Below are 24,068 nucleotides of genomic sequence, written 5' to 3' on the forward strand. Positions count from 1 at the left end.
CCATGTTCGGTGCGATCGGGACCGGTGCTTACACCATGCCGGCGCGCACCATGGTGGCCCGCAGCGCGGAGAAGTCGCGGTCCACGAACTCGTCGAAGGCCTTGCCCGTGAGCAGCGCGGGCGTCCAGTTGTTCTTCTTCAGCGCTTCGGCCCAGGCCTTGCTCTTGGTGGCCTTGACGATCATCTCGGTGAGCGCGTCGCGCTGCGCCGGCGTGATGTCCGGTGCGCCGTACACGCCGCGCCAGTTGCCGATCTCCACGTCGATGCCCTGCTCCTTGAGCGTGGGCACGTTGATGCCCGCCACGCGCTGGCCCGAGGTGATGCCCACGGCCTTCATCTTGCCGCTGTCGATGTATTGCTGGAATTCGCTGTAGCCGCTGCCGCCCACCGTGACGTTGCCGCCCAGGATGGCCGCCGTGGCCTCGCCACCCCCACGGAAGGGCACGTAGTTGATCTTGGCCGCGGGCACGCCGACCGACTGCGCGATCTGCGCGGCCGCGATGTGTTCGGTGGAGCCGCGCGAGCCGCCGCCCCATTTGACGCTGCCGGGGTCTTTCTTGAGCTGTTCGACCACGTCTTTCATGCTCTTGAAGGGCGAGTTGGCCGGCAGCACGAACACGTTGTATTCGGTGGTCAGGCGTGCGATGGGCGTGAGCTGGGTGATCGACACCGGGGGTTTGCCGGTGATCAGGCCGCCGAGCATGACCGCGCCCATGACCATGAGGGCGTTGGGGTCGCCCTTGCTGGCGTTGTAGAACTGGGCCAGGCCGATGGCGCCGGCCGCGCCACCTTTGTTCTCGAAGGTGACCGAGGAGGCCACGCCGGCGTCGCGCAGGGCTTCGCCCAGGGCGCGGCCGGTGCCGTCCCAGCCACCGCCCGGGTTGGCGGGGATCATCATCTTGATGTTGGCGTTGGCCCAGGCCAGGTTGGGCAGGGCTCCAGCGGCGGCCATGGCGGCCAGGGACTTCAGGAAGGTGTCGCGACGCATGCTTGTCTCCTTGTTGAATGCAGGACCCACGTATGTTCCCTGTTGGCGCTGTCAATCGGCTGTCGATTCCCCTAGGGCAAACCCTAGGCGGCAGAGGAAGGCATGAGCCCCCACGCTCCGCCTTGGGGCGGCCCGGCGGCGGATCGTTTGCGGCCCGCGCTGCGTGGCCCCTCACGGCGGGCGACACGCGCTGATAATCGGCGCAGCATGAAACTGCTCCTGATCGAAGACAACCCCGCGATGCAGACCACGCTGCAGCGCAGTTTTGAACGCCGCGGCATCCAGGTGCTGACCTGTGGTGACGGTGATCGTGCCCTGGCGTTGTGGCAGGCCAGCCTGCCCGACGCCGTGCTGCTGGACCTGAGCCTGCCCGGCCGCGACGGCCTGCAGGTGCTGGGCGATGCACGTGCTGCCGGACTCACCACCCCGGTCATCATCCTCACCGCGCGCGGCACCGTGGGCGACCGCATCATCGGGCTGAACACGGGCGCCGACGACTACCTGCCCAAACCCTTTGACCTCGACGAGCTCGAAGCCCGCGTGCGGGCACTGGTGCGGCGCGCCGTCAGCAACGCGGACGCACCCTCGCCGTCCGGCGCCAAACCGGCCACCTGGTGCGGCATGCACGCCGACAAGGACAGCGGCGCGGTGTATTTCGAGGGCCAGCCGCTGGACCTTGCGCCCCGCGAGTTGGCCCTGCTGCGCGCCGTGCTGGGCCGGCCCGGCCACGCGATTGCCAAGGAACGCCTGTTCGAACTGGTGTTCCCGGGCGAGGGCCATGTGCAGCCCGAGGCCATCGAAGTCGTGGCCTACCGCCTGCGCAAGAAGATTGCCCACACCGGCGCGCAGCTGGTCACACTGCGCGGCCTGGGCTATCTGCTCAAGGCCGCAGTATGAAGCTCACCCCCGCGGCGCTTCGCGCCACCCCCTCAAGGGGGCAACACCTGCGGCCCGGCAAAGCCGGTTCCGCGGTGTTCCCGGGTTGGTGCCGCTTCGTGCGAAGCGCGCCAGGATGAAGCACGCTGCCCCCCCACGTTCGGTGCTGCCCTCGCTGCGGCGCGTGCTGCTGCTGGGCATCCTGCTGCCGGTGTTCGGCTTCGTGCTGGTCAACACCGTGGTGCTCTACCGCCAGGCGCTGGCCGCGGCGGACACCGCCTACGACCGCACCTTGCTGGCCTCGGCCAAGTCGCTGAGCGAACAGCTGCAGGTCGCGGGCGAGGGTGACCGGGTGCACGTGCAGTCCACCCTGCTCTACTCCGCACTGGAGGCCTTCGAGGCCGACAACCGTAGCCGCATCTACTACCGTGTCAGCGGCTTCAACGGCGAGATGGTGTCGGGCTTTGACGACCTGCCCGCGGCACGGCTGCCCCTGCCCGAGCAAAAGATCTACGCCGCGCTGGTGCATTTCTACGACGACGAATACCGCGGAGACCCGGTGCGCATGGCGGTGCTGCTGCAGCCCGTGGCCGGCGTGGCCGGACAGGGCATGGCCACCATCCAGGTGGCCGAGACGCTGGAGCTGCGCCAGACGCTGGCGCGCCAGATCCTGATCGACACCCTGTGGCGGCAGGCCGTGCTGGTGATCGTGATCGTGCTGGTGGTGGTGGTGGTGGTGCAACGCGCCACGCGGCCGGTGCGCGCGCTCAGCCACGCCCTGGAAACCCGCAGCGAAAACGACCTCTCGCCCCTGCCCACCGGCAGCGCGCCGCGCGAACTGCTGCCCCTGATCGAGGCCACCAACCAGCACATGCAACGCCTGGCCCAGTTGCTGGAGCACCAGAAGCGTTTCGTGCGCGACACCTCGCACCAGCTGCGCACGCCGCTGGCCGTTCTCAAGACCCAGGTGCAGTCGGCCCGCCGCGGCGATGTGGCGCCGCAGCAGGCCCTGGAGGAAATCGGCCACACGGTGGAGCGCGCCACCGAACTCGCCAACCAGATGCTGGCACTGGCCAAGGTGGAGCAGTTGCGTCAGGAGAAGGATGCGCCGCTGATCGACTGGGCCACCGTGGTGCGCACGGTGAGCCTGGACCTCTCGCCCCTGATCGCCGAGCGCTCCCTGGACTTCTCGCTCGACGTGCATGCCGCCCCGGTACGCGCGCACGAATGGGCGCTGCGCGAACTCAGCCGCAACCTGCTGCACAACGCCATCAAGAACACCCCGCAAGGCTCCCGGCTCGCCGTCGCGCTCGTGACCGATGCACAGACCGCCGCACTCACCATCAGCGACAGCGGCCCGGGCATTTCCCCTACCCTGCGCGAGCGGCTGTTCCAACCCTTCGCCACCGACCAGCGGCCATCCACCGATGGCCTGGGCTCGGGGTCCGGCCTGGGGCTGGCCATCTGCCATGGCATCGTGCTCTCGCTGGGCGGCAGCATCGACCTGGTCAACCGGGAATCCCACGGCAAGGTTCAGGGGCTGGACGCCACGGTGCGTCTGCCCCTCGCCAGAACCTGAACACACCTCAGAGATCGCATGAAAGAACCCACGGCATCCGGCGACGGCAAGATCCGGCTCGACAAATGGCTCTGGGCTGCGCGCTTCTACAAGACGCGCAGCCTCAGTTGCGAAGAAATCGACAAGGGTCGCGTGCGCCTCAATGGCCAGCCGGTCAAACCTTCGCGCGACGTCAAGCCCGGCGACACCCTGGAAATTCGCACCGGCCCGGTCACACGGACCGTGGTGGTGCGCGCGCTCAGCGGCGTGCGTGGCCCGGCGCCGGTGGCCGCACAGCTGTACGAAGAGACCGCCGAATCGGTGACCCAGCGCCTGGCCGAGGCCGAACAGCGCCGGCTGGCGCCCGAACCGGCGCAGAGCCTGAGCCAGGGCCGACCCACCAAACGCGACCGGCGCCACATCGAAGACCTGCGAAGCCCCGAGCAGGGGGTGCCCTGGAACCAGCGCTGGAGCGCCTCACTGGACGACGAGAGTTGAGCCGCTGTAGAAGCGGTCAGCATCCACGCTGCCGATGTCGCTGCTGCGCCAGAAACCGCTGACGAAAGTATCAGGCTGCGGCGAACAACGTCGCAACACCCCAGATGATCAGCAGCACACCGGCGCCGCGGCCGATCCAATGTCCGGCGGGGCTGAGTTTTTCAACCAGCACGAACATCGCGATGCCGGCAATCCAGGCCAGGTTCATCACACCGCCGACAAACAGCAGCAGCATCAACATCCAGCAGCAGCCGACACAGACGGTGCCATGGCGCAGACCCATCGCGAATGCGCCGCGCGTACCCGGGCGCCAGTGGGTCATGACGAAGTCGAGCGGCGAGCGGCAATGGCGCAGGCAGGCCTGCTTCAGCGGCGCCCACTGGTACAGCCCGGCGGAGATCAGCACCGCACCGGCGAGCACGCGGCTGCTGGTCTGCATCATTGGCGACAGCAGCGCAGTTTGCTCGAGCGCGTATTGCAGCGTCGTCGCCGCCAGGCTGAAGACGGCCCAGGTGGTGAGGTAACCCGCCGCGACGGCGCCCGAGACTGCGGCCGGCGCGCCGCGTTCGCCCTGGCGCCGCGCCAGCGTTGCATGCAGCAGGATCATCGGCGCGGCGCTGGGCAGCATCATCGCGGCCATCATCACGGCCCACATCGCCAGCACGAGCAGTGCATGGCCTGGCGTCCACGGCCCGCTGCTCATGGGCATCAGCATGTCGCCCATTTCCTCCATCATCCCGGCACCCGTGAGCAGGTAGGCCCAGGACAAGGCGATCACGAACAGCAGGCAGCCGACGACGAGGACGCGCTCGCGTCGCAGCGCCCCTTCGAGCAGCGTGCCTGCCGTCACGGCGGTGCCTTGCGTGCGTGAGCCTCAGGCCACCACGCCCTGCGGCGTCTGCACGACATGCGCCAGCGTGCTGTGCCCGCCCTGGGTTTCGAACTTGATGGCGCCGCTGCTGCGGATGTTCGAAGAAGCCACCTCGCCGACGCGGTGCTCGAAGCCCTCGGGCATCACGACCTGGATGCGGTGGTCGGCGCCGGTGACCGGGTTCTTGATCGGTTCGACCTCGCTCTCGAGCACGCCGGGGATCACCAGGCGCGCCTTTCGCGCGACCTCGTCGAACTCGAGCGTGATCGGCGCGAAGATCGGGTCGTGCATCTTGGTCACGATCAGGCTGCAGATGTGAAACAGCGTGCCTTCGGCCGAGTTCTGCCCCGACATGATGCTGAACAGCGCTTCGCGCTGGGCCGGGCTGGCGCGCTCGTCGATGATCGGCTGCAGTTGGCCGTTGCCTTCGTGCAGTGGGCCCGGGAAGGACACGACGGCGAAAAAGGTCACGCCGTCCAGGCTCGTGTTCTCGAAGTGTCCCTTGGTGATGCGCATGCCCAGGAAACCCATGCAATGACCCTGCGTCGGTCGGGCGTTGAAGTCGCATGGGCAGCCATAGGCGCAAGTGCAGTTCTTCAGCCATTCGCCTTCGAGGCGCCAGTTTGCGTATGCCATGTCTTGTCTCCTTGAAGTTGGGTCGTCACGGTGTCCGCAGGCAGCCGGGGCCGACGACATACCCCAGCGATTCATCCCACGCAGCCCTCCTGCGTGAAGCGCACCGTCGCGACGGCGCCGTATTTGTCCGCGTAGCTCGCCAGCAGGTCATCGTCACGCCACCACCAGCGCCGGGCATTGGTCATCAACCCACGCTTGAACTCGATGCCGTGCGGCAGGTCTTCGGTCGGGCGGATCACTGTGCCGTCGGGGTAGCTCAGCAGTTCGCTGTCGGCCGCTCCGTAGCGGTCGATGACCACCCGCCCGCGGCCGTCGTTCAGCTCGAAATCGATGGCCGCCCGCTTGGCCGGCAGCCAGGTGGTCACCAGCTCGGAGCCGAAGAGGGCAAAGATGCCGCCGCCGGCCTTGCCCATGCCAATCTGCTCAAGGGCCTGCTGCTGCGCCGCCGTGGCCCGACTATCGACATACGCGCAGGCTGTGCCCTGGCCTTCCTCGACCCGGCCCGGAAACTTGTAGTAAAGGGCAAACCGCGCGCCATCGAGTGAGACGTTGCCGAAGCGGCCGCTGCGGATGGCCCACGCCCCCCAGCCCATGCACCGACCCTCCGTCGGTCGGGCGTTGAAGTTGCAGGGGCAACCCCAGTCGCAGTTGCAAGCCGTGAAATAGTCAGCCTCAAAGTTCCATGCCTGCATGGTCCTTCCCCGCTGCTCGGTGGCCCGGGGTGATCCCAGGTCGGTCTCGGGCGGCACTCATAATAGTCCTTCGCCAGGCGAACATCAATCCAGTCGCCAACTCCCTGAGATCGGGCGCAGCGGACTCCTTCCATACCCGAGGCCTGCGTAGCTGCCGTGGCTCCGAGGGTGAATGGCTTTGATGTGAACCAACAAGGTGTCATCACCGATGTGGCGCCGCTTGTTGCCTTGGGCGCGCCGGACGAAGTACTGCTGATAGCCGCCAGGGCTAACACCCTGCACATCACACAGCACCGAAACCAGCCATGTCCTGCGGTGTCACTGGAGTGTGCCCCGAACACGCCCCGGAACGGGTTGGCGGCACATGGACGCAGCGGTAAAAAAAAAGACCCCGCACTGCGGGGTCTTTAGGTGGTTCCACGGATCTTTTTGAAGAATCCTGAAACCCATCTGTGGCGGAGCGAGAGGGATTCGAACCCTCGATGAGGCTCTACACCCCATACTCCCTTAGCAGGGGAGCACCTTCGGCCACTCGGTCATCGCTCCGGAGCCTTCTATTATGCCTCAAGTTGCCGGGGCTCCCGTGGGTGAACCATGCAACTTCGGCCCCGATCAGCCAGCGAGGCTGTCGTCGGCGCGGTCCAGATCGAACTCGCGGTGCAAGGCACGCACGGCGAGCTCCATGTACTTCTCGTCGATCACGACCGATGTCTTGATTTCGGAGGTGGAGATCATCTGGATGTTGATGCCTTCGTCGCTCAGGCACCTGAACATGCGGCTGGCCACACCCACGTGGCTGCGCATGCCGATGCCGACGATGCTGACTTTGCAGATACGCGCATCGCCCACCACATCGGCGGCGCCGAGCTCGGGCACGACCTTGCTCTTGAGCAGGTCCATGGCCTTCTGGAATTCGCCGCGGTGCACCGTGAAGCTGAAGTCGGTCTTGCCGTCCTTGCTCAGGTTCTGGATGATCACGTCGACCTCGATGTTGGCGTCGGCCACCGCACCCAGGATCTGGTACGCGATGCCGGGCTTGTCGGGCACGCCGAGCACGGAGATCTTGGCTTCGTCGCGGTTGAAGGCAATGCCGGAAACGACGGCTTGTTCCATTTCTTCGTCTTCCTCAAAAGTGATCAGGGTGCCGGAGGCGGCTTCTTCATTCAGGTCGATGTCCCAGGGCGTGAAACTGGAGAGCACGCGCAGGGGCACCTTGTACTTGCCGGCGAATTCCACCGAGCGGATCTGCAGCACCTTGCTGCCCATGCTGGCCATCTCCAGCATTTCCTCGAAGCTCACACGCAAGAGGCGGCGCGCTTCCGGCACCACGCGCGGGTCGGTCGTGTACACGCCATCCACGTCGGTGTAGATCAGACACTCGGCGGCCTTGAGCGCCGCGGCCACGGCCACGGCCGAGGTGTCGCTGCCACCACGGCCCAGGGTGGTGATGTTGCCATCCGGGTCCACGCCCTGGAAGCCGGTCACGATGACCACCTTGCCCGCACTCAGGTCGGCGCGCACGCGAACGTCGTCGATCGACTCGATGCGTGCCTTGGTGTAGGCGCTGTTGGTCTTGATGGGAACCTGCCAGCCGGCATAGCTCACCGCCTCCAGGCCTTCGGCCTGCAAGGCAATGGCCAGCAGCGCCGAGGACGCCTGCTCGCCGGTGGCGGCCAGCATGTCGAGTTCGCGGCCGTAGGCGCTGTCGGTCTTGGCCGGGGCCAGTTCCTTGGCCAGGCCCAGCAGGCGGTTGGTCTCGCCGCTCATGGCGCTGGGCACCACCACCATCTGGTGGCCGGCCTTGTGCCACTTGGCCACGCGCCGGGCCACGTTACGGATGCGCTCGGTGGACCCCATGGAGGTGCCGCCGTACTTGTGAACAATCAAAGCCATCGGGTTGGATCGGGGTTGGGTGTGTATCTGTTGGAAGTCGGTGTGACCCGCAGCGGCCACGTGTTCTGTCGAGCCGTTGGGCTCCGGGCAAAACCGATCAATTATATCGGCGGGGTGTAACGCAGCCGGTCACCGTCCCGGACCACAAACCCCGTGGCGACTTTGAGGCGGATCTGATGACCACGCGTACTGCAGTGGGCGATCTGCGCCAACAGCTCATCGAGCTGCGCCGCGCTCGCCGCCACGCCCGCGCTGCCGCGCAGCCAGTGGCGCAAGGCGTTGGCCTGGCGTTCGGGCGTCAGGCGCTGCAGCGCCCGGATGGCCGGTGGTGAGCCGGTCTCGGCCAGGTCCAGGCGCGCCAGATCATCGAGCAGCACCTGTGCCTGGGCGGCGTGTCGGGCACTGCGCGCCAACTGCGTCCGAAACCCCGGAAAACACGCCTCCCAAGCGGGCATGAGCACGGCGCGGATGCGGTTGCGCGTGAAGCGCTGGTCGCTGTTGCTCGGGTCGTCCACGAAAGCATGGCCGGTGGCCCCAAGCCAATCGCGCAAGGACTGGCTCGCCAAAGCCAGCAACGGGCGGCCGAAGCGCACACCGTGCCGTTCGAACCGCTCGGGCATGGCCGCCAGCCCCGGCAGACCCGAGCCCCGGCTGAGCGCGAGCAGAAGGGTCTCGGCCTGGTCGTCGGCGTGCTGTCCCAGCAACACGCATGCGGCCCGCGCCTGTTGGGCCATGTCGGCCAGTGTCCGGTAGCGCATCACGCGCGCCGCGTCTTCGGGGCTCTGACCAGGTGCATGCGCCGCGTCGACCCGGGCCACCCGCAATTCGATGCCATGCTGCAGACAGAAACCCCGGGCATGGGACTCGAAGCCATCGGCCGCAGCCTGCAGGCCGTGGTGCACGTGCAGCGCCACCACCCGCCCGGGCCAGCGCTGCCACGCGGCCAGCAGCAAGGCGGTGGAATCGGCGCCGGCGCTATAAGCCACGGCCACCAGCGAGGGCGCCGCCATGGACCGCTCACCAGCGCACCATTGGGCCAACGCCTGCTCGCAGGGGTTGGGCAACGGTGCGGCCATGGTCACCTCAGCGTTTTTCCTGCTTGCTGTCGGCCTTGGTGTCGGTGTAACGGCCGTAGCTGTTCAGGCGCGCGTAGCGGCGGTCCACCAGTTCCTTGACCTTGAGGTCGGCCACCTGGCGCCAGGCATCGGTCAGCGCGCGCTTGAGAAACGCGGCCATCTGCTTGTGGTCGCGGTGCGCGCCACCCACCGGCTCGTTGACGATCTTGTCCACCAGCCCGAGCGCCTTGAGGCGGTGCGCGGTGATGCCCAGCGCATCGGCCGCATCGCTGGCGCGGTCGCTGGTTTTCCAGAGGATCGATGCGCAACCTTCGGGGCTGATCACGGAATACACCGAGTACTGCAGCATCAGCACCTGATCGGCCACCGAGATCGCCAGCGCACCGCCGGAACCGCCTTCACCGATGATGGTGGAGATGATCGGCACTTCGAGTTGCGCCATCTCGAAGATGTTGCGGCCAATGGCTTCGGACTGGCCGCGCTCTTCGGCGTCGATGCCGGGGTAGGCGCCCGGCGTGTCCACGAAGGTGAACACCGGCAGCTTGAACTTCTCGGCCACCTTCATCAGGCGCAGCGCCTTGCGGTAGCCCTCGGGCTTGGTCATGCCGAAGTTGCGCAGGCCACGCTCCTTGGTGTCGCGTCCCTTCTGATGCCCGAGCACCATGCAGGGCTGGCCATTGAACCGGGCCAGACCGCCAACGATGGAGAGGTCGTCCGAAAAATGGCGGTCACCGTGCAGCTCCTGGAAGTGCGTGAAGATCTCGCGCACGTAGTCCAGCGTGTACGGCCGGTCGGCGTGGCGCGCGATCTTGGTGATCTGCCAGGGCGTGAGGCTGCTGTAGATGTCCTTGGTGAGCTGCAGGCTCTTGCCCGACAGCTGTTCGATTTCCGCCGAGATGTCGACCGCGGACTCGGTCTGCACATAACGGAGTTCTTCGATTTTGGATTCGAGTTCGGCAATGGGTTGCTCGAAGTCGAGAAAGTTCTTTTTGGCCAAGAGTCGACTCCTCTGGTCTTTGACGAATTGCCTCAGGGGGACACCGCGAAACCGGCTTTGCCGGGCCGCAGGTGCCACCGCCTGGAGGGGGTATGCGGCTACACGAAGTGAGCGAGCAACGGGGGGATGGGGTTCCTCAATAGGCCACGGGGGCCGGGTCCAGCGAGCGCCAAATATACCAAGTCGCCACGCTGCAGAATGGCGCCCAGGTCGCCGCCACTTCGCGAATCTCGCTTCGGCTCACGGGTTCGCCCGAAAAATAACAGCGGCTGATGCCATTTTGCAGGCCCAGATCGTCCATTGGCAATACGTTGGGACGCATCAGGTGGAAGATCAGGAACATCTCGGCGGTCCAGCGGCCAATGCCACGAATGGCCACCAATTCACCGATGATGGCCTCGTCGTCCATCTCTTCCCAGGCATCCACATGCACCTGGTTGTTGGCGAAGTGCAGCGCCAGATCGACGAGATATTCCACTTTGCGGGCCGACAGGCCGGCCGCGCGCATGTCGTCCACCTTGAGCTTGAGCACCTGCGATGGCAGCATCTTCTTTGGCAGCACGGCAAAGCGGTCCCAGACCGACTGCGCGGCCTTGACCGATATCTGCTGGCCCACGATGCTGCGCGCCAGCGTGACGAAGGCATCCCCGCGCGACTGCAGACTGACGCCGCCATGCAGCGGGATCAATTTCTTCATCACGCGGTCGCGCTTCATCAAATGGCGGCAGGCTTCAACCCAGTAATCAGGCGCCTCGGGACCGACGTCGGGCAGGACGGACGAGGCCATCAGTGACGCTCCCAGATGGTGCCGGTCGGACTGTCCTTGAGCACCACCCCCTGCGCCTGCAAGGCCTCGCGGATGCGGTCGGCTTCAGCGAAATTGCGGGCCTGCTTGGCCGCAGCCCGCTGGGCGATCAGGTCCAGGATGGCGGCCTCATCCAGGCCGCCCGCCGCCGCGCCGCCCCCCTGCAGATACGCCCCGGGATCGGCCTGCAGCAACCCCAGGGTGCCACCCAGCGCCCGCAACAGGCCCGCCAGCGACGCATCCCGGCTGCGGTTGACCTCGCCCGCCAGATCAAACAGCACGGCCACCGCCTCGGGCGTGCCGAAATCCTCGTCCATCGCGGCACGGAAGCGCTGGGCAAACGGTTGGCTCCAGTCGATCGGGGCGTCCACGGCCGGCACCAGGCTGAGTGCGGTGTACAGGCGCTTGAGTGCCGCACGCGCATCGTCCAGATGCACATCGCTGTAGTTCAACGGACTGCGGTAGTGGGCACGCAGAATGAAAAAACGCACCGTCTCCGGGTCGTATTTCTGCAGCACCTCTCGGATGGTGAAAAAATTGCCCAGACTCTTGGACATCTTTTCGTTGTCGACACGAACGAAGCCGTTGTGCACCCAGAAACGCGCCAACGGCTTGCCATTGGCCCCCTCCGACTGGGCGATCTCGTTTTCGTGGTGCGGGAACTGCAGATCGGCGCCCCCACCGTGGATGTCGAAGGTTTCACCCAGCGTGGCGCAACTCATCGCCGAGCACTCAATGTGCCAACCCGGGCGGCCCGGACCGAACGGGCTGTCCCACCGGGCCTCCGCGGGCTCGTCGGGCTTGGCCGATTTCCAGAGCACGAAATCCAGCGGATCATTTTTGTCGGCAGCCACCGCCACCCGTTCGCCAGCCCGCAAGTCGTCCAGCGATTTGCCCGAAAGCTTGCCGTAGCCATCGAACTTGCGCACGGCGAAGTTCACGTCACCGTTGTCGGCCTGGTAGGCCAGCCCCTTGCCCTGCAGCGTGCCAATCAGCGACAGCATCTGGGGCACATACTCGGTGGCGCGCGGCTCCAGGCTGGGTGGCTCGATGCCCAGCGCGCCGATGTCCTCGTGCATGGCGGCGGTCATCTCGTCGGTCAGGGCCCGCAGGGTGATGCCACGCTCCAGCGCACGCTTGATGATCTTGTCGTCGATGTCCGTGATGTTGCGCACGTAGGTCACACGGTAACCACTGACCTTGAGCCAGCGCTGCACCACGTCGAAAGCCATCATCATGCGGGCATGACCGATGTGGCAGAAGTCGTAGATCGTCATGCCGCACACGTACATGCGCACATGGCCTGGCTCCAGAGGCTCAAAGGCCTCCACACGTCGGGACAGGGTATTGAAAATGCTCAAAGTCATGGGAAACGGACCACACGGGTTGGATGCGCTGCGACCGTTGAACCCACTGGCCATCGGCGCATCGGCAATGCATTGGGAAAGCGCCGGTCGCGGCAATGGGTTGGGCCGGCCACCACACGACGGGATGCGGGGCGCACCCCTCGCGTCAGGTAGCCATTGGACTTACCCCCTCAGATACAATCTGTCAGTATAGCCAGCCCCAGGCAGCATGACCGTGTCTCGATGGGCGCTATAGTGATGTTTTGCAGGTCCGCCCACCGTCTTTGGTCCGCCGCTTTCGCCATCTGAGGTCCCATGCCCCACCCCATGAAAACCCCGTCTTTCCTGCAAGCGCAATTTCGCAGCGGCACCCGTGCCACGGTCACCCAGCCTCTGCGTCTGATGGCCATGTCGGTCGCCCTCTCGGCGGCCTTGAGCGCTCCGCTGGTGATGGCCCAGTCCGACGACTACGCCGAGGTCAATCGCCTCATGCGCGCAGGACAATTCAGCGAAGCCCTGACCAAAGCCGATCAGCACCTGGCCAACAAGCCCCGCGACGCCCAGATGCGTTTTCTCAAGGGCGTGATCCAGACCGAAAGCGGCAAGCCCACCGATGCGATCGCAACGTTCAGCAAGCTGACCGAGGACTATCCCGAGCTGCCCGAGCCCTACAACAACCTGGCTGTGCTGTACGCCGGTCAGAGCCAGTTTGACAAGGCACGCGCCGCACTCGAAATGGCGATCCGCACCAACCCGAGCTACGCCACCGCCCACGAAAACCTGGGCGACGTGTATGCCAAGCTGGCCAGCCAGGCCTACAGCAAGGCCCTGCAGCTGGATTCGGGCAACACGGGTGTCGCCCCCAAGCTGAGCCTGATCCGCAACCTCTTTTCGGCTGACACCAAAAGCGCTCGCCCCGCCACCGCGGCGGCGGTCACCTCCCCCGTGACTCCTCCGTCCGCCGCATCCACCAAGCCAGCACCAGCGCCTGCCGCCGCCCCCGTGGCGACCAGCGGCGAGAAAAACGACGTCGAAGCCGCGGTGCAAGCCTGGGCCAAGGCCTGGTCGAGCAAGGACATGCAGAGCTATCTGGGTGCCTACGCGCCCAGCTTCACACCGCCCAAGGGCCAGTCGCGCAGCGACTGGGAAGCCGACCGCAAGGCCCGCATCGTGCCCCGCACCCGCATCGACGTGGGCATCAGCGATCTGTCCGTCTCCGTGCAGGGTGAGCGCGCCACCGCGCGGTTCCAGCAGGCCTACAGTTCAGACAACATCAATGTCAGCGGCCGCAAGTCGCTCGATATGGTCAAGAAAGGCGACCGCTGGCTGATCGTGCGCGAATCCACGGGTTCCTGATGGCCGGTCGGCGGTATTTCCAGAGAGGGCATGCCAGTGTCCCCGCCGCCTACCTGAATTCGGGGTTCGGCGGTGTGCGGCGCCCGGTTGCCGGCTTGGTCACGCTCGCCGTCTCTGCGATCCTGCTTTTTTTCTTCTCTTCCTGCGTGACCCGCGGCCCAACGGATGCGGTCGGTTTGACGCCCGCAGCCGGTACCGCGCAGACACAGCCCGTACTCGCTGCCGTCACACAACGGCCTTCGCTCCTCGACAGCGCGTTGGCCAAGGTGCAGGACGCAGCCCATCAGCTGTCGGCAGGCACCTCGTCGGGACTGCAGGCCAGGCCGTTGTCCGGCGAAGCGCTCCAGGAAGTCCTGCCTCTGCTGGGACAGGCCGAAGCACGGCTGATCGACATCTATCGACTGATCAGCCAGGGACAACACCGTGAGGCGCTGCGCAAGGCGTCCGTGCTGGTGGAAGACCACCCCAATTTCCACCTGGCCCATCTGGTCCATGGCGATTTGCTGAGTTTGCAGGCGCGGCCGGTGCGTCAGTTGGGCGATGTGCCCGACACCAAGGCGCAGGCCGCGGCGGAGCAACTGGCGGCTCTGCGCGACGAGTCGCGCCGCCGTCTGCGCGCGCTCATCGAACGCCCTCCACAGGGCAGCATCCCGGCCCAGTTTCTGGCCCTGTCGTCACAGAGCCGGCACGCCATCGCCGTGGACGCCTCACGCTCGCGCCTGTACCTGTTCGAAAACCTCGCAACGGCCCGGCCTGGGGCCGACGGTTTTGCCGCGCCCCACCTGCGCCTGCTGGGCGACTTCTACATCTCGGTGGGCTTGCAGGGCATCGAAAAGGCTGTCGAAGGCGACAAGCGCACCCCGCTGGGGGTCTACTACATCACCAGCAACCTGAACCCCGACAACCTGCCCGATCTGTACGGCGTTGGCGCGCTGCCCATCAACTACCCGAATCCATTGGATGTTCAACGGGGCAAGACCGGCAGCGGCATCTGGCTGCACGGCACACCCCGTGAGCAGTTCGTGCGCGCGCCGCTGGCCTCGGACGGCTGCGTGGTGCTGTCCAACCCCGATCTGGAGCGCCTGCTGTCCACGGTGCAGATCCGCACCACGCCGGTGGTCATCGCACCGTCGCTCGACTGGGTCACGCCCGAATCGCTGGACGCTGAACGCCAGTCGTTCGAAGCGGCGCTCGAGGCCTGGCGCAGCGCCAAGAGCCAGGGCCAACTGGACGACCTCAAAGGGTTCTATTCCAACCGTTTCCAGAACCAGGGGCGTGATTTTTCCCAGTGGTGGCCGCGGGTGGAAGGTGAACTTCGCAGCGCCGGGGCAGCACGCGACCTGCAGCTCAAAGAAGTGTCGATGCTGCGCTGGCGCGACAGCCAGGACACCATGGTGGTCACCTTTGGCGAAGTGGCGCAAGGCCAGACACGTGGAGTGACCAAGCGCCAGTACTGGGCCCGCGAGCGCGACCAGTGGAAGATTTTTTTTGAAGGAAACACCTGATGGACCGCCTCCCCCCTCTGGCCAGCCCACTGCGCCGCCGACTGGCCACGATGTTGACCGCCAGCGCCCTGTGCGCCTTGGCCTTCCCTGCTGCGGCACAAACGCCCAGTGCGCTCCCCAAAGTGCGGCTGAGCACCTCCATGGGCGACATCGTGCTGGAGCTCTACCCCGACAAAGCGCCGAAGACGGTGGAGAACTTCCTGCAGTACGTGCAGGACAAACACTACGACGGCACGGTCTTCCATCGGGTCATGGACAACTTCATGATCCAGGGTGGGGGCTTCGGTACCGATCTCCAGCAAAAGACAACCCGTTCGCCCATTCCGCTCGAAGCCAGCAATGGTCTGAAAAACGACCGCGGCACCATCGCCATGGCCCGCACCTCCAACCCCAACTCGGCCACCGCACAGTTTTTCATCAATGTGGTGAACAACGCCGGACTGAATGCCCCCAGCCCGGACGGCTATGGTTACGCCGTTTTTGGCAAGGTCACCGCCGGCATGGACGTGGTTGACAAAATCAAGCTCGTTCCGGTCGGCAGTCAGGGCATGCAACAGAACTGGCCCAAGTCCCCCGTCACCATCCTCAAAGCCACTCTGGAGAAATGAACATGGCCAACCCCCAAGTCGAACTGCACATCGCCAACTTTGGCGTCATCACCCTCGAACTCGACGCCGAAAAGGCGCCGCTGTCGACCGCCAACTTCCTGTCCTACGTGAACAAGGGCCACTACAACAACACGGTGTTCCACCGCGTCATTCCCGGTTTCATGGTGCAAGGTGGCGGCTTTGAGCCCGGCATGAACCAGAAACCCACGGACCAGCCGATCAACAACGAAGCCAACAACGGCCTGAAGAACGACAGCTACACCGTGGCCATGGCCCGCACCAGTGACCCGCATTCGGCCACCGCGCAGTTCTTCATCAACGTCGCCAACAACGGCTTCCTCAACCACACCGCGCCCAGTGCGCAGGGCTGGGGCTACGCCGTGTTCGGCAAAGTGGTTTCCGGCACCGACATCGTCAAGAAAATCGAAGCGGTGACCACCGGCCGCAAGGGCTTCCACGATGATGTGCCCAAGGACGATGTGGTGATCGAAAAAGCGGTCGCCCTCTGACGCACCGCGACCCAGGGGGCCGATGGGCTTCTTGCTCCATGGACACCCCGACCTCCGACCGCTTCGCCGAACTCCGCGCCCCTGCGCACTGGCAAGCGGTCGACTTCATTTCCGACCTGCACCTGCAGGCCTCGGAGCCGGCCACCTTCGAATGCTGGCTGCATTACCTGCAGCGCCCCCCGGCCGAACGGGCCGATGCCTTGTTCATCCTGGGCGACCTGTTCGAGGTCTGGGTGGGCGACGACCTGCTTCAGGCCGCCCTCCCCCCCACGGGCACACAGCATTCCGCCGACCACGGTTTCTGGCGCCGCTGCGCCGAAGCGCTGCACGCCCATGGCCAGCACACCCCCGTGTACTTCATACACGGCAACCGCGATTTCCTGCTGGGTCCAGCGGGTCTGAGCGCCTGCGGCATGCATGGGCTGTCCGATCCCACGGTGCTGGCGTTTCTAGGCCAACGCTGGCTGCTCAGCCACGGCGATGCGCTGTGCCTGGACGATACCGACTACATGCGCTTTCGCGCCATGGTGCGCCAGCCGGACTGGCAACAGGCCTTCCTGGCCCAGCCCCTGGCCGAACGCGAGGCCATCGCACGTGGTCTGCGCACCCAGAGCGAACTCCGCAAGCGCGGCCTGGCGAACGACCCCACGCTGTGGGCCGATGTGGATGCCACCGCCGCCAAGGACTGGCTGCGGCGCGGCGCGGCCAGCACCCTGGTCCACGGCCACACCCACCGGCCGGCCCAGCACGAACTGGGCGACGACCTGCGTCGTGTGGTCCTCAGCGACTGGGACGCCCTGGCCCACCCGCCGCGCGCCGAAGTGTTGAGACTCGACGCACGGGGGTTCCACCGCCTGCCACAGCCATTGAGCGGGCATGAGCGACAGACGCTCGGGTGCTGAGGCATGGCACGCCGACAAACAGGGGCTCCCCGCATCCTGCCCACCTTCATCCAGCGCTGGCTGCCGCGGCGTCTGCGCCGCCCTCCAGAGATCCCCTCCGCCCTGTGGAACACCACGCTGGCGCAACACCCCTTCCTGGCGGCGCTCGACCCACACGAGCAACAAAGGTTGCGCCAGCTGTGCCAGCACTTTCTGCTGGAGAAAGAATTCCACGGCGCCAATGGCCTGACCATCACCGATGCCATGGCTCTGACCATCGCCGCCCAGGCCTGCCTGCCCCTGCTGCACATGGGCGGCGTCGCCCAGGCCCCCACCAACGACCCCTTGCCCGCGCTGGACTGGTATGGCGACTTCGTGGGCATCGTGGTGCAGCCCGGCGCAGCGGTGGCCCAGCGCGAGGTCACCGATGGCATGGGCGTGGTGCACCGCTACCGCGAGGTGCTCGCCGGCGAGGCGATGGACCGCGGGCCTTTGATGCTGAGCTGGGAAGACGTTGCCCATGCCGGTTCCGCGGCGGAACATGGCAGCAACGTCGTCATCCACGAGTTCGTGCACAAGATCGACATGCACGGCATGCGCACGGGCGATACACCCGACGGAGCGCCTCCATTGGCGAAGGGTTTTCTGGGCTCGGACAGTGCCGCCCAAGCACGGGAGCACTGGCGGCGGACCATGCAGGCCGCCTACAACCGCTTTCGTGAGAGCCTGACCCTGGCCGAACGCTTCGGTGGTGAACCGCCCTGGCTGGACGACTACGCCGCCAAGGATCCGGCAGAATTTTTCGCCGTGACCTGTGAAGCCTATTTCGTCAACCGCGAGCGCTTCGCGCTGGAGTTCCCCGAGCTGATACCGCTGTACGACGGCTTCTTTCGACCCAGAACCTGAACCCCAGCCGGTCACGGTGGCGGGGCCCCTCCCCGCGCAACCAGAGACCGTACCCGGAGCCCCGCTCTCGCGACGCTCCAGGCAAACCGCGTCAACGCTTGAGCAGGACCTTGAGCACGGCCTGCAAGCGCCGCGCCGCAGCCGCGTCATAACCCGAACCGAGCACCTTCGCCACGTCTTCGCTCCAGGTTTCGGCCGGGCTGGCCGCGTTGCGGCGCGTCAGCAACTGCAGTTGCAGCATGCGGCGGTCGCTCAGGTGTTCGGCGGGCGTGGGTACCTCGGCGGCCATTTCGAGCCTCAGCAGGGTTTCACCCGGCAACCCAGCGGGGGCCTGCGACAGCGCCGCCACCCAGGCGGCCCGGCTGCCCGCATTCACGCGCGCCCCCAAGGCCTGCGCGGTGGGCAATTGCTGCGCGTCGCGCTGCTCCCACGCGGACATCAGCTGGGTCAACACCTCGCCGTGGGCCTGCGCGGCCAGCTTGCGTAGACTGGCCTGTGCCGATTCGATGGCCTGGCGTTGCGCGCGGAAGGCCGCATCGCCGAGTCGAGGACCGCGAGGCTCACGCTCCTCACGCCAGTCGCGCTGATCGCGGTACGGCGCACCGCCATCGCGCCCACCTCGTGCGTCGGGCCGCCCGGGAGCGCCATCACGGCGCCCCTCCGGGCGATCACCCCGCCGGCCGTCCCGCCCCGCAGGCTCGGCCTTCTTCATGCCAGGACGGTCGTCCCCGCGCACCGCCACCACCTTCTTCGGGGGCGCGGCGGGGGCCGCCGCTTTGGCCGGTACCTCAGGCGCACCTTCGACCGCATCGCCCTCGGCCGCTTGCGCTTCGTTGGGAGACACCGCGTCGGTGCCCCCTTCACCCTCGGCCGCCCCGCTCTGGGGTCCGGTGGGCGTAGCAGCGTCTCGCCGACCCGAAGGCACGGCCTCGGGCTGAGCGTTCAGCGCAGCCTCCAGCGCAGCCATCGCCTCGCGGATCCGCTGCGCGTCGCCACTGGCGCTCGCGTCCTCCAGGGCGCGGGACGCATCCAGCACGCGCTGATCGTGCGCATTGAGCGCCGTGGACGCCTTCTCGCGTTCGCTGCTCTTGCGAGAGAAAGCCTCGTCGATCGGCTGACGGAACGCCTCCCACAACTTCTGTTCGTGCTTGCGCTCCAGGGGCACCGCGTGGGCCTCGGCCTGCCAGCGCTGCTGAAGGGCCTTGACCGCGTCGATGCGCAACACCGGTGCGGCCCCCAGCGCGATGGCTTCGTCGATCAGCGCCCGGCGACGCGCCGTGCTCTCGGCCTGCGCGGTCTCCAGACGTGCGTGCGCGGCGTGCATCACGTCTTTCCAGATCGGCTGGATCTCAGCAAACGCCTTTTCGCTCAGGTGCCCGGCTTCGCGCCAGCGCTCGGAGAACGCGTGCAGCTCCCGCACCATGGCTTTCCAGTCGCTGCTCTGCTCGTGCGCCAAGGTCCATGCCTTGAGTTCTTCGATGATCCCCAGGCGCTGGGCCCGGTGGGCATCGGCCTGCTGGCGCACCTGGCTCAACCAGGCTTCCACCCATTTGTGGGCCTCGGTACAAGCTTCGTCAAAACGCTTCCAGAGCGCGTGATTGGGTTGCCCGCCCTGGTCGGTGCTCTTCCACTGGTCGCGCAAACTGCGCAGAGTCTCCTGCATCTTGCGCCCACCCAGGCGCTGGCCTTCAGGGGCCTGCAGCAGGGCCTCGGCCTTGGCGACCAGTTCTTCGCGCAGCTGATCAGCGCGCCAGCGTTGCCAGCCTTCGAGTTCACCCGCCTGGGTCAAGGCGGCATGGGCCCGCGCCTCCAGCTCGGCACCGATATGCCGCGCGTGGCTCTTGAGCACCGCGCGCACATCGGAGGCGGCTTTGGGCGTGGCTTTGCCGTGGCCTTCGGCCAACTCACGTTCGAGCACCCCCAGCACTTTGTCCAGCTCGGCGGCCACACGGGTCCGTTTTTCCTGCGCGGCCTGCGCACTCTGGGCGGACCTCTCAGCCGGCGCCACCACATCCACACCACGAGCGACGCGCAGTTCGTCGGCCCACACGGGCACGGCGGGCAGCGGCGCCTGCGGATCGGCATCGGCGGCAACGGTCTGAGCCAATGCGGCCTCGAAGGCATCCCATACCAATTGCAGCTGGCTGCGCGAGGCCTCCAGCATGGGCGGGAACTTGGCCTCCACACTCGCCCACTGCGCATCGTTCTGCAGCGTGCTGGTCTGCTGCAGCCAGTGCGCCACATCGGCACGCAGGGTGTCGGCGCTGTGTTGGGCATCGCGCCAGGATTTGGTCGACAGCACCTCGATGCGCTGCGCGATCAACACCGCGGCTTCGCGCTCCACCTGCACCCGGTGCTGCAGGTCTTCGATGGCCTTGACCCGCTCGGTCAATGCCTGTTTCAGCGAGGCCAGCGGTTCGCGAGACAGGGGCGCACCGGCCCGGGCCGCGTCGCGCTGCCAGGCCAAGGCATCCGCAAGGTTCAGCCGCGAGTGGTCCAGCAGGGTCTGCGCCTTGTGGGCCCATTCCACGGCGATCTGCTCCTGCGACTTCTGGCGCTTCTGTTCGTCGAGCTTTTCCTTCAGCGGCTTGGCGGCGCCCCGGTCGCGGTGCGACAACTCCTTGAACACCTCGTTCATCAACTCCACCGACGGCCCACTGCCCAGCCACTCCCGGATGCGCGCCGCACGCTCGCCGGAGGTGGGTGCGGAAAACGCGCCTCCGGTGAGCGCATCCAGCGGATGTGGCGCGGAGGAGGTTGAGGGCTTGGTCGGGATGGGGGTATTCACGGCGGCGGCGTTGGATGGGGTCGGCGACTTGCGCAGGGGAAACAGCGACATCAAACAGGAGACTCAGAAAAGGAAGGGTTCGACACCGTGCCGGCATCGAGCAAGCGCGTATTGTCGCCGCTGTTCACGCACGCACAGAAAGGGACACCCCAGAAACGAGAAACCCCGATGGGCTGAACCCACCGGGGCTGACGGCGGGCGTAATGCACTTGCCGTCGGATTTGGCGGAGAGAGTTTGATGTCTCCCCAGCCTGGAAGCAACAGATTGCTCCCTTTGGAGCCGGCAGACGGTCAGACCGTGTTGCCAGCTGATGCCAGTCGCAATGACAGGCAAGCACAGGTTACCCCGGTTCGGCCATTGCTTCAAGGGTTTCGCCCAGGTGCGACCATGTGGATTTTCAATCACGCAACCACGGCCCATTCACCCGCCTCGAACGACCCACCCCGAGAACGAAAGGTATCAATTGCCCGACAAACGGTCAAAAGTGGCACACGGGACTGGAAGCCCGATCCACGCTGGTGGTGTCGCTAGGGATGTCTGTGCATCACAGTCCATCACATCTTCTTAATACACAAAAGTCATAATAAATAACATCTTAAACATTGACTTGACATGTACAACTCCATAACATCCGTCGGCTTTGCCCATCCAGGGTAAACCCGACCCGCTGCCGAACCCGGCTAAGTCGATCGCCAGGCCCATGAGGTCCTGCCGTCGATGGCGACCCAATCCAGTCGACCGGACCCACCCGTCAGGGCGACACAGAAAGGAGCGACAACATGACAGCGCAACAACAACAAACAAGGAGCACCAAAGGTGCCAAGGCGGCCCTCATGGCCGCACTGGGCGATGTGTCCCGCGGCTTTTTCGACATCACCCACAATGGCCTGGCGCTGCTGGGCACCCTGCTGGCCGTCGGACTGATCACGCTGGCCGCGCGCAGCGATCTGCGAACCAGCGCCGAACAACAGCTGCTCGGCTGGTTGCTGGAGCGCCAAGTAGCAACGACCGAAACCGCAGACGCGGCCGTGTTCAACCCCGAGCCCAGCGCCATCGAGCGCGTCACCGCCGTCCAGCCGACCGACCTCCCAAAACAGCAGGCCAATGTGGCCTTCTGGTTGAGCCGCAAATACCGTGTGGCGCCCGAACCCCTGAGCGTGCTGGTGGCGGAGGCCTTTGACGTCGGCCAGAAAGCCCGGGTAGATCCCACGCTGATCCTCGCGGTCATGGCCATCGAGTCGCGTTTCAACCCGTTTGCACAGAGCCCCGTGGGTGCACAAGGCCTGATGCAGGTGCTGACCCGGGTCCACACCGACAAATACGAGGATTTCGGCGGGCGACTGGCGGCCTTCGACCCGGTGTCGAACCTTCGTGTGGGCGCCAAAGTGCTGCAGGACTGCATCAAGCAGGCAGGCTCGATCGAGGGCGGCCTGCGGCTTTACGTGGGCGCAGTCTCATCCGATGGCGGTGACTACATCAACAAGGTCATGGCGGAACACCTGCGCATCCAGAGCGTGGCCCTGGGCAAACCCATGCCACGCTATTTCCCGCAAATCCAACGCACCCAGGTGATCGCACCCGCGACCGTCGAGCCCACACCCGAGCCAGACTCTGCGACCGACTTCGAAGCGGAAGCGCCTGCGGCCCCCGTCGTCCCACCCGAGACGCCTCTGGCGAACTCGTGATCGAGCCGCACACGCAAACCCCACGGGCGTCCGATCTCTCCATTTGACAGCCATGGCCCGCGCAAGCCTCGGCTAAACTAACCGGGTACGCGACTGGCGATAGGCGCACCAACCGAAGGACGAACTCCTTCTGACTGGCTGCGTTGACGTGGCCCCCCGGCGCTGAAAGCGATCAGCGGCCGGGACAACCACTGGGAAGCGTGCCGCCCGGCCCGACCGGGTGTTCAGCCGTTCGCCTGGGCAGCCCCTGCCGATGTGGTCCACATCGCGCCGGGATCCACGTTACCCAAGACTGCCACCATGTACGACCGCAACATCCTCATCGAGCAAACCGATCCCGAACTGTTTGCCGCCATCCAGGCCGAAAACGCGCGCCAGGAACACCACATCGAGCTGATCGCCAGCGAAAACTACGCTTCACCCGCGGTCATGGCCGCCCAGGGCACCCAGCTCACCAACAAATACGCCGAAGGCTATCCGGGCCGCCGCTACTACGGTGGCTGCGAGTACGTGGACGTGGCCGAACAGCTGGCCATTGACCGTGTGAAACAGATCTTCGGCGCCGACGCCGCCAACGTGCAACCGCATTGCGGCGCCTCGGCCAACGAGGCCGTGTTCCTCGCCTTCCTCAAGCCGGGCGACACCATCATGGGCATGAGCCTGGCCGAAGGTGGTCACCTCACCCACGGCATGGCGCTCAACATGAGCGGCAAGTGGTTCAACGTGGTCAGCTACGGCCTGAACGACAAGGAAGAAATCGACTACGACGCCATGGAGCGCAAGGCCCACGAGACCAAGCCCAAGCTCATCATTGCCGGCGCCTCGGCCTACAGCCTGCGCATTGATTTCGAACGCTTCGCCAAAGTGGCGAAAGACGTCGGCGCCATCTTCATGGTGGACATGGCCCACTACGCCGGACTGATTGCGGCTGGCGTGTACCCCAACCCAGTGCCTTTTGCCGACGTGGTGACCTCCACCACCCACAAGAGCCTGCGCGGCCCGCGCGGCGGCATCATCCTGATGAAGGCCGAGCACGAAAAAGCCATCAACAGCGCCATCTTCCCAGGACTGCAGGGTGGCCCGTTGATGCACGTGATCGCGGCCAAGGCCGTGGCTTTCAAGGAAGCACTGGCGCCGGAGTTCAAGGCCTATCAGCAACAGGTGGTGAAGAACGCCCAGATCGTGGCCGAGACCCTGACCCAGCGTGGGCTGCGCATCGTGAGCGGCCGCACCGAGAGCCACGTGATGCTGGTGGACCTGCGCGCCAAGGGCATCACCGGCAAGGAAGCCGAGGCCGTGCTGGGCAGCGCCCACATGACGATCAACAAGAACGCCATCCCCAACGACCCAGAAAAGCCGATGGTCACCAGCGGCGTGCGCATCGGCACCCCGGCCATGACCACCCGAGGCTTCAAGGACGAAGAGGCCCGGCTGACCGCCAACCTGATCGCCGACGTGCTGGACAACCCGCGCGACCCAGCCAACATCGAGGCCGTGCGCGCCAAGGTCAACGCGCTGACGGCCCGGTTCCCGGTCTATAAATAAGCCATGCTCCTGCCTGCGCCGCCGCGCGGGACGCGATCCGTCATCGGT

Annotated in this window: 21 protein-coding genes, 1 tRNA gene and 1 riboswitch; of the genes, 11 read left to right on the top strand and 11 right to left on the bottom strand. The window is 66.0% G+C overall.

Annotated features, from left to right (window positions below; translation table 11 throughout):
• Positions 1-28: 28 nt before the first annotated feature.
• Entirely contained in the window at positions 29-988 is a 960-nt protein-coding gene (locus KIH07_RS19250) for a Bug family tripartite tricarboxylate transporter substrate binding protein (RefSeq protein ID WP_226491669.1), read from the bottom strand.
• A gap of 207 nt (positions 989-1,195) precedes the next feature.
• Here KIH07_RS19250 and KIH07_RS19255 point away from each other — a divergent pair, with 207 nt between their 5' ends.
• The 3 genes from KIH07_RS19255 (at position 1,196) to KIH07_RS19265 (ending at position 3,920) form a co-directional block, all read left to right on the top strand.
• Positions 1,196-1,885: a response regulator transcription factor gene (locus tag KIH07_RS19255; RefSeq protein ID WP_226493495.1), complete on the top strand. Its 690-nt coding sequence runs from the start codon at positions 1,196-1,198 to the stop codon at positions 1,883-1,885.
• Positions 1,886-2,000: 115 nt separating this feature from the next.
• Positions 2,001-3,443, top strand: a complete 1,443-nt coding sequence (locus KIH07_RS19260) for a sensor histidine kinase (RefSeq protein ID WP_226493496.1) — start codon at positions 2,001-2,003, stop codon at positions 3,441-3,443.
• Between the two features lie 18 nt (positions 3,444-3,461).
• Positions 3,462-3,920, top strand: coding sequence for an RNA-binding S4 domain-containing protein (locus tag KIH07_RS19265; protein WP_226493497.1), 459 nt, complete (start codon positions 3,462-3,464; stop codon positions 3,918-3,920).
• A gap of 70 nt (positions 3,921-3,990) precedes the next feature.
• Here the strand turns inward: KIH07_RS19265 and KIH07_RS19270 are convergent, their stop codons facing one another.
• The 9 genes from KIH07_RS19270 to cysS form a co-directional block, all read right to left on the bottom strand.
• Positions 3,991-4,770, bottom strand: coding sequence for a DUF2182 domain-containing protein (locus tag KIH07_RS19270; protein ID WP_226493498.1), 780 nt, complete (start codon positions 4,768-4,770; stop codon positions 3,991-3,993).
• A 24-nt stretch (positions 4,771-4,794) separates the two neighbouring features.
• A complete protein-coding gene (locus tag KIH07_RS19275; RefSeq protein WP_226493499.1) occupies positions 4,795-5,427 on the bottom strand; it encodes a DUF1326 domain-containing protein in 633 nt (210 codons plus the stop codon).
• Between the two features lie 71 nt (positions 5,428-5,498).
• Complete coding sequence (locus KIH07_RS19280) at positions 5,499-6,119, bottom strand: DUF1326 domain-containing protein (RefSeq protein WP_226493500.1); 621 nt, start codon at positions 6,117-6,119, stop codon at positions 5,499-5,501.
• A 453-nt stretch (positions 6,120-6,572) separates the two neighbouring features.
• Positions 6,573-6,665 (bottom strand) — tRNA-Ser (locus KIH07_RS19285).
• 66 nt (positions 6,666-6,731) lie between these two features.
• The gene (locus tag KIH07_RS19290) at positions 6,732-8,012 is read right to left on the bottom strand and encodes an aspartate kinase (RefSeq protein WP_226493501.1); all 1,281 of its coding nucleotides are present in this window, start codon (positions 8,010-8,012) and stop codon (positions 6,732-6,734) included.
• 101 nt (positions 8,013-8,113) lie between these two features.
• Positions 8,114-9,088 carry a tRNA lysidine(34) synthetase TilS gene (gene tilS, locus KIH07_RS19295; RefSeq protein ID WP_226493502.1) on the bottom strand — a complete coding sequence of 325 codons (975 nt, stop codon included), beginning with the start codon at positions 9,086-9,088 and terminating at the stop codon, positions 8,114-8,116.
• A 7-nt stretch (positions 9,089-9,095) separates the two neighbouring features.
• Positions 9,096-10,085, bottom strand: coding sequence for an acetyl-CoA carboxylase carboxyltransferase subunit alpha (locus KIH07_RS19300; RefSeq protein WP_226493503.1), 990 nt, complete (start codon positions 10,083-10,085; stop codon positions 9,096-9,098).
• Between the two features lie 136 nt (positions 10,086-10,221).
• On the bottom strand, positions 10,222-10,872 hold the full coding sequence (locus KIH07_RS19305; RefSeq protein WP_226493504.1) for a DNA-3-methyladenine glycosylase family protein: 651 nt from the start codon (positions 10,870-10,872) through the stop codon (positions 10,222-10,224).
• Positions 10,872-12,257, bottom strand: a complete 1,386-nt coding sequence (cysS, locus tag KIH07_RS19310; RefSeq protein WP_226493505.1) for a cysteine--tRNA ligase — start codon at positions 12,255-12,257, stop codon at positions 10,872-10,874. The genes KIH07_RS19305 and cysS overlap by 1 nt, the downstream gene beginning before the upstream one ends.
• 306 nt (positions 12,258-12,563) lie before the next feature.
• Here cysS and KIH07_RS19315 point away from each other — a divergent pair, with 306 nt between their 5' ends.
• The 6 genes from KIH07_RS19315 to KIH07_RS19340 all read left to right on the top strand — a co-directional run bounded on the left by KIH07_RS19315 (position 12,564) and on the right by KIH07_RS19340 (position 18,001).
• Complete coding sequence (locus KIH07_RS19315) at positions 12,564-13,592, top strand: tetratricopeptide repeat protein (RefSeq protein WP_413465779.1); 1,029 nt, start codon at positions 12,564-12,566, stop codon at positions 13,590-13,592.
• A gap of 176 nt (positions 13,593-13,768) precedes the next feature.
• Positions 13,769-15,097, top strand: coding sequence for a L,D-transpeptidase (locus KIH07_RS19320; RefSeq protein ID WP_226493506.1), 1,329 nt, complete (start codon positions 13,769-13,771; stop codon positions 15,095-15,097).
• A gap of 50 nt (positions 15,098-15,147) precedes the next feature.
• Positions 15,148-15,705, top strand: coding sequence for a peptidylprolyl isomerase (locus KIH07_RS19325; RefSeq protein ID WP_226494763.1), 558 nt, complete (start codon positions 15,148-15,150; stop codon positions 15,703-15,705).
• A 2-nt stretch (positions 15,706-15,707) separates the two neighbouring features.
• Positions 15,708-16,214, top strand: a complete 507-nt coding sequence (locus KIH07_RS19330; protein WP_226493507.1) for a peptidylprolyl isomerase — start codon at positions 15,708-15,710, stop codon at positions 16,212-16,214.
• A gap of 38 nt (positions 16,215-16,252) precedes the next feature.
• Positions 16,253-17,116 carry a UDP-2,3-diacylglucosamine diphosphatase gene (locus KIH07_RS19335; protein ID WP_226493508.1) on the top strand — a complete coding sequence of 288 codons (864 nt, stop codon included), beginning with the start codon at positions 16,253-16,255 and terminating at the stop codon, positions 17,114-17,116.
• A gap of 3 nt (positions 17,117-17,119) precedes the next feature.
• Complete coding sequence (locus tag KIH07_RS19340; protein WP_226493509.1) at positions 17,120-18,001, top strand: zinc-dependent peptidase; 882 nt, start codon at positions 17,120-17,122, stop codon at positions 17,999-18,001.
• Between the two features lie 91 nt (positions 18,002-18,092).
• On the opposite strand, the gene KIH07_RS19345 is transcribed toward KIH07_RS19340, so the two are convergent.
• Positions 18,093-20,840, bottom strand: coding sequence for a DUF349 domain-containing protein (locus tag KIH07_RS19345; RefSeq protein ID WP_226493510.1), 2,748 nt, complete (start codon positions 20,838-20,840; stop codon positions 18,093-18,095).
• Positions 20,841-21,623: 783 nt separating this feature from the next.
• Between KIH07_RS19345 and KIH07_RS19350 the strand changes: the two genes are divergently transcribed.
• Entirely contained in the window at positions 21,624-22,475 is an 852-nt protein-coding gene (locus KIH07_RS19350) for a lytic transglycosylase domain-containing protein (protein WP_226494764.1), read from the top strand.
• Between the two features lie 79 nt (positions 22,476-22,554).
• Positions 22,555-22,724: riboswitch (ZMP/ZTP riboswitch) on the top strand.
• A gap of 51 nt (positions 22,725-22,775) precedes the next feature.
• Positions 22,776-24,020, top strand: a complete 1,245-nt coding sequence (gene glyA, locus KIH07_RS19355) for a serine hydroxymethyltransferase (RefSeq protein WP_226493511.1) — start codon at positions 22,776-22,778, stop codon at positions 24,018-24,020.
• Positions 24,021-24,068: the final 48 nt, after the last annotated feature.

The sequence above is a fragment of the Hydrogenophaga taeniospiralis genome, assembly GCF_020510445.1.
Lineage (GTDB): Bacteria > Pseudomonadota > Gammaproteobacteria > Burkholderiales > Burkholderiaceae_C > Hydrogenophaga.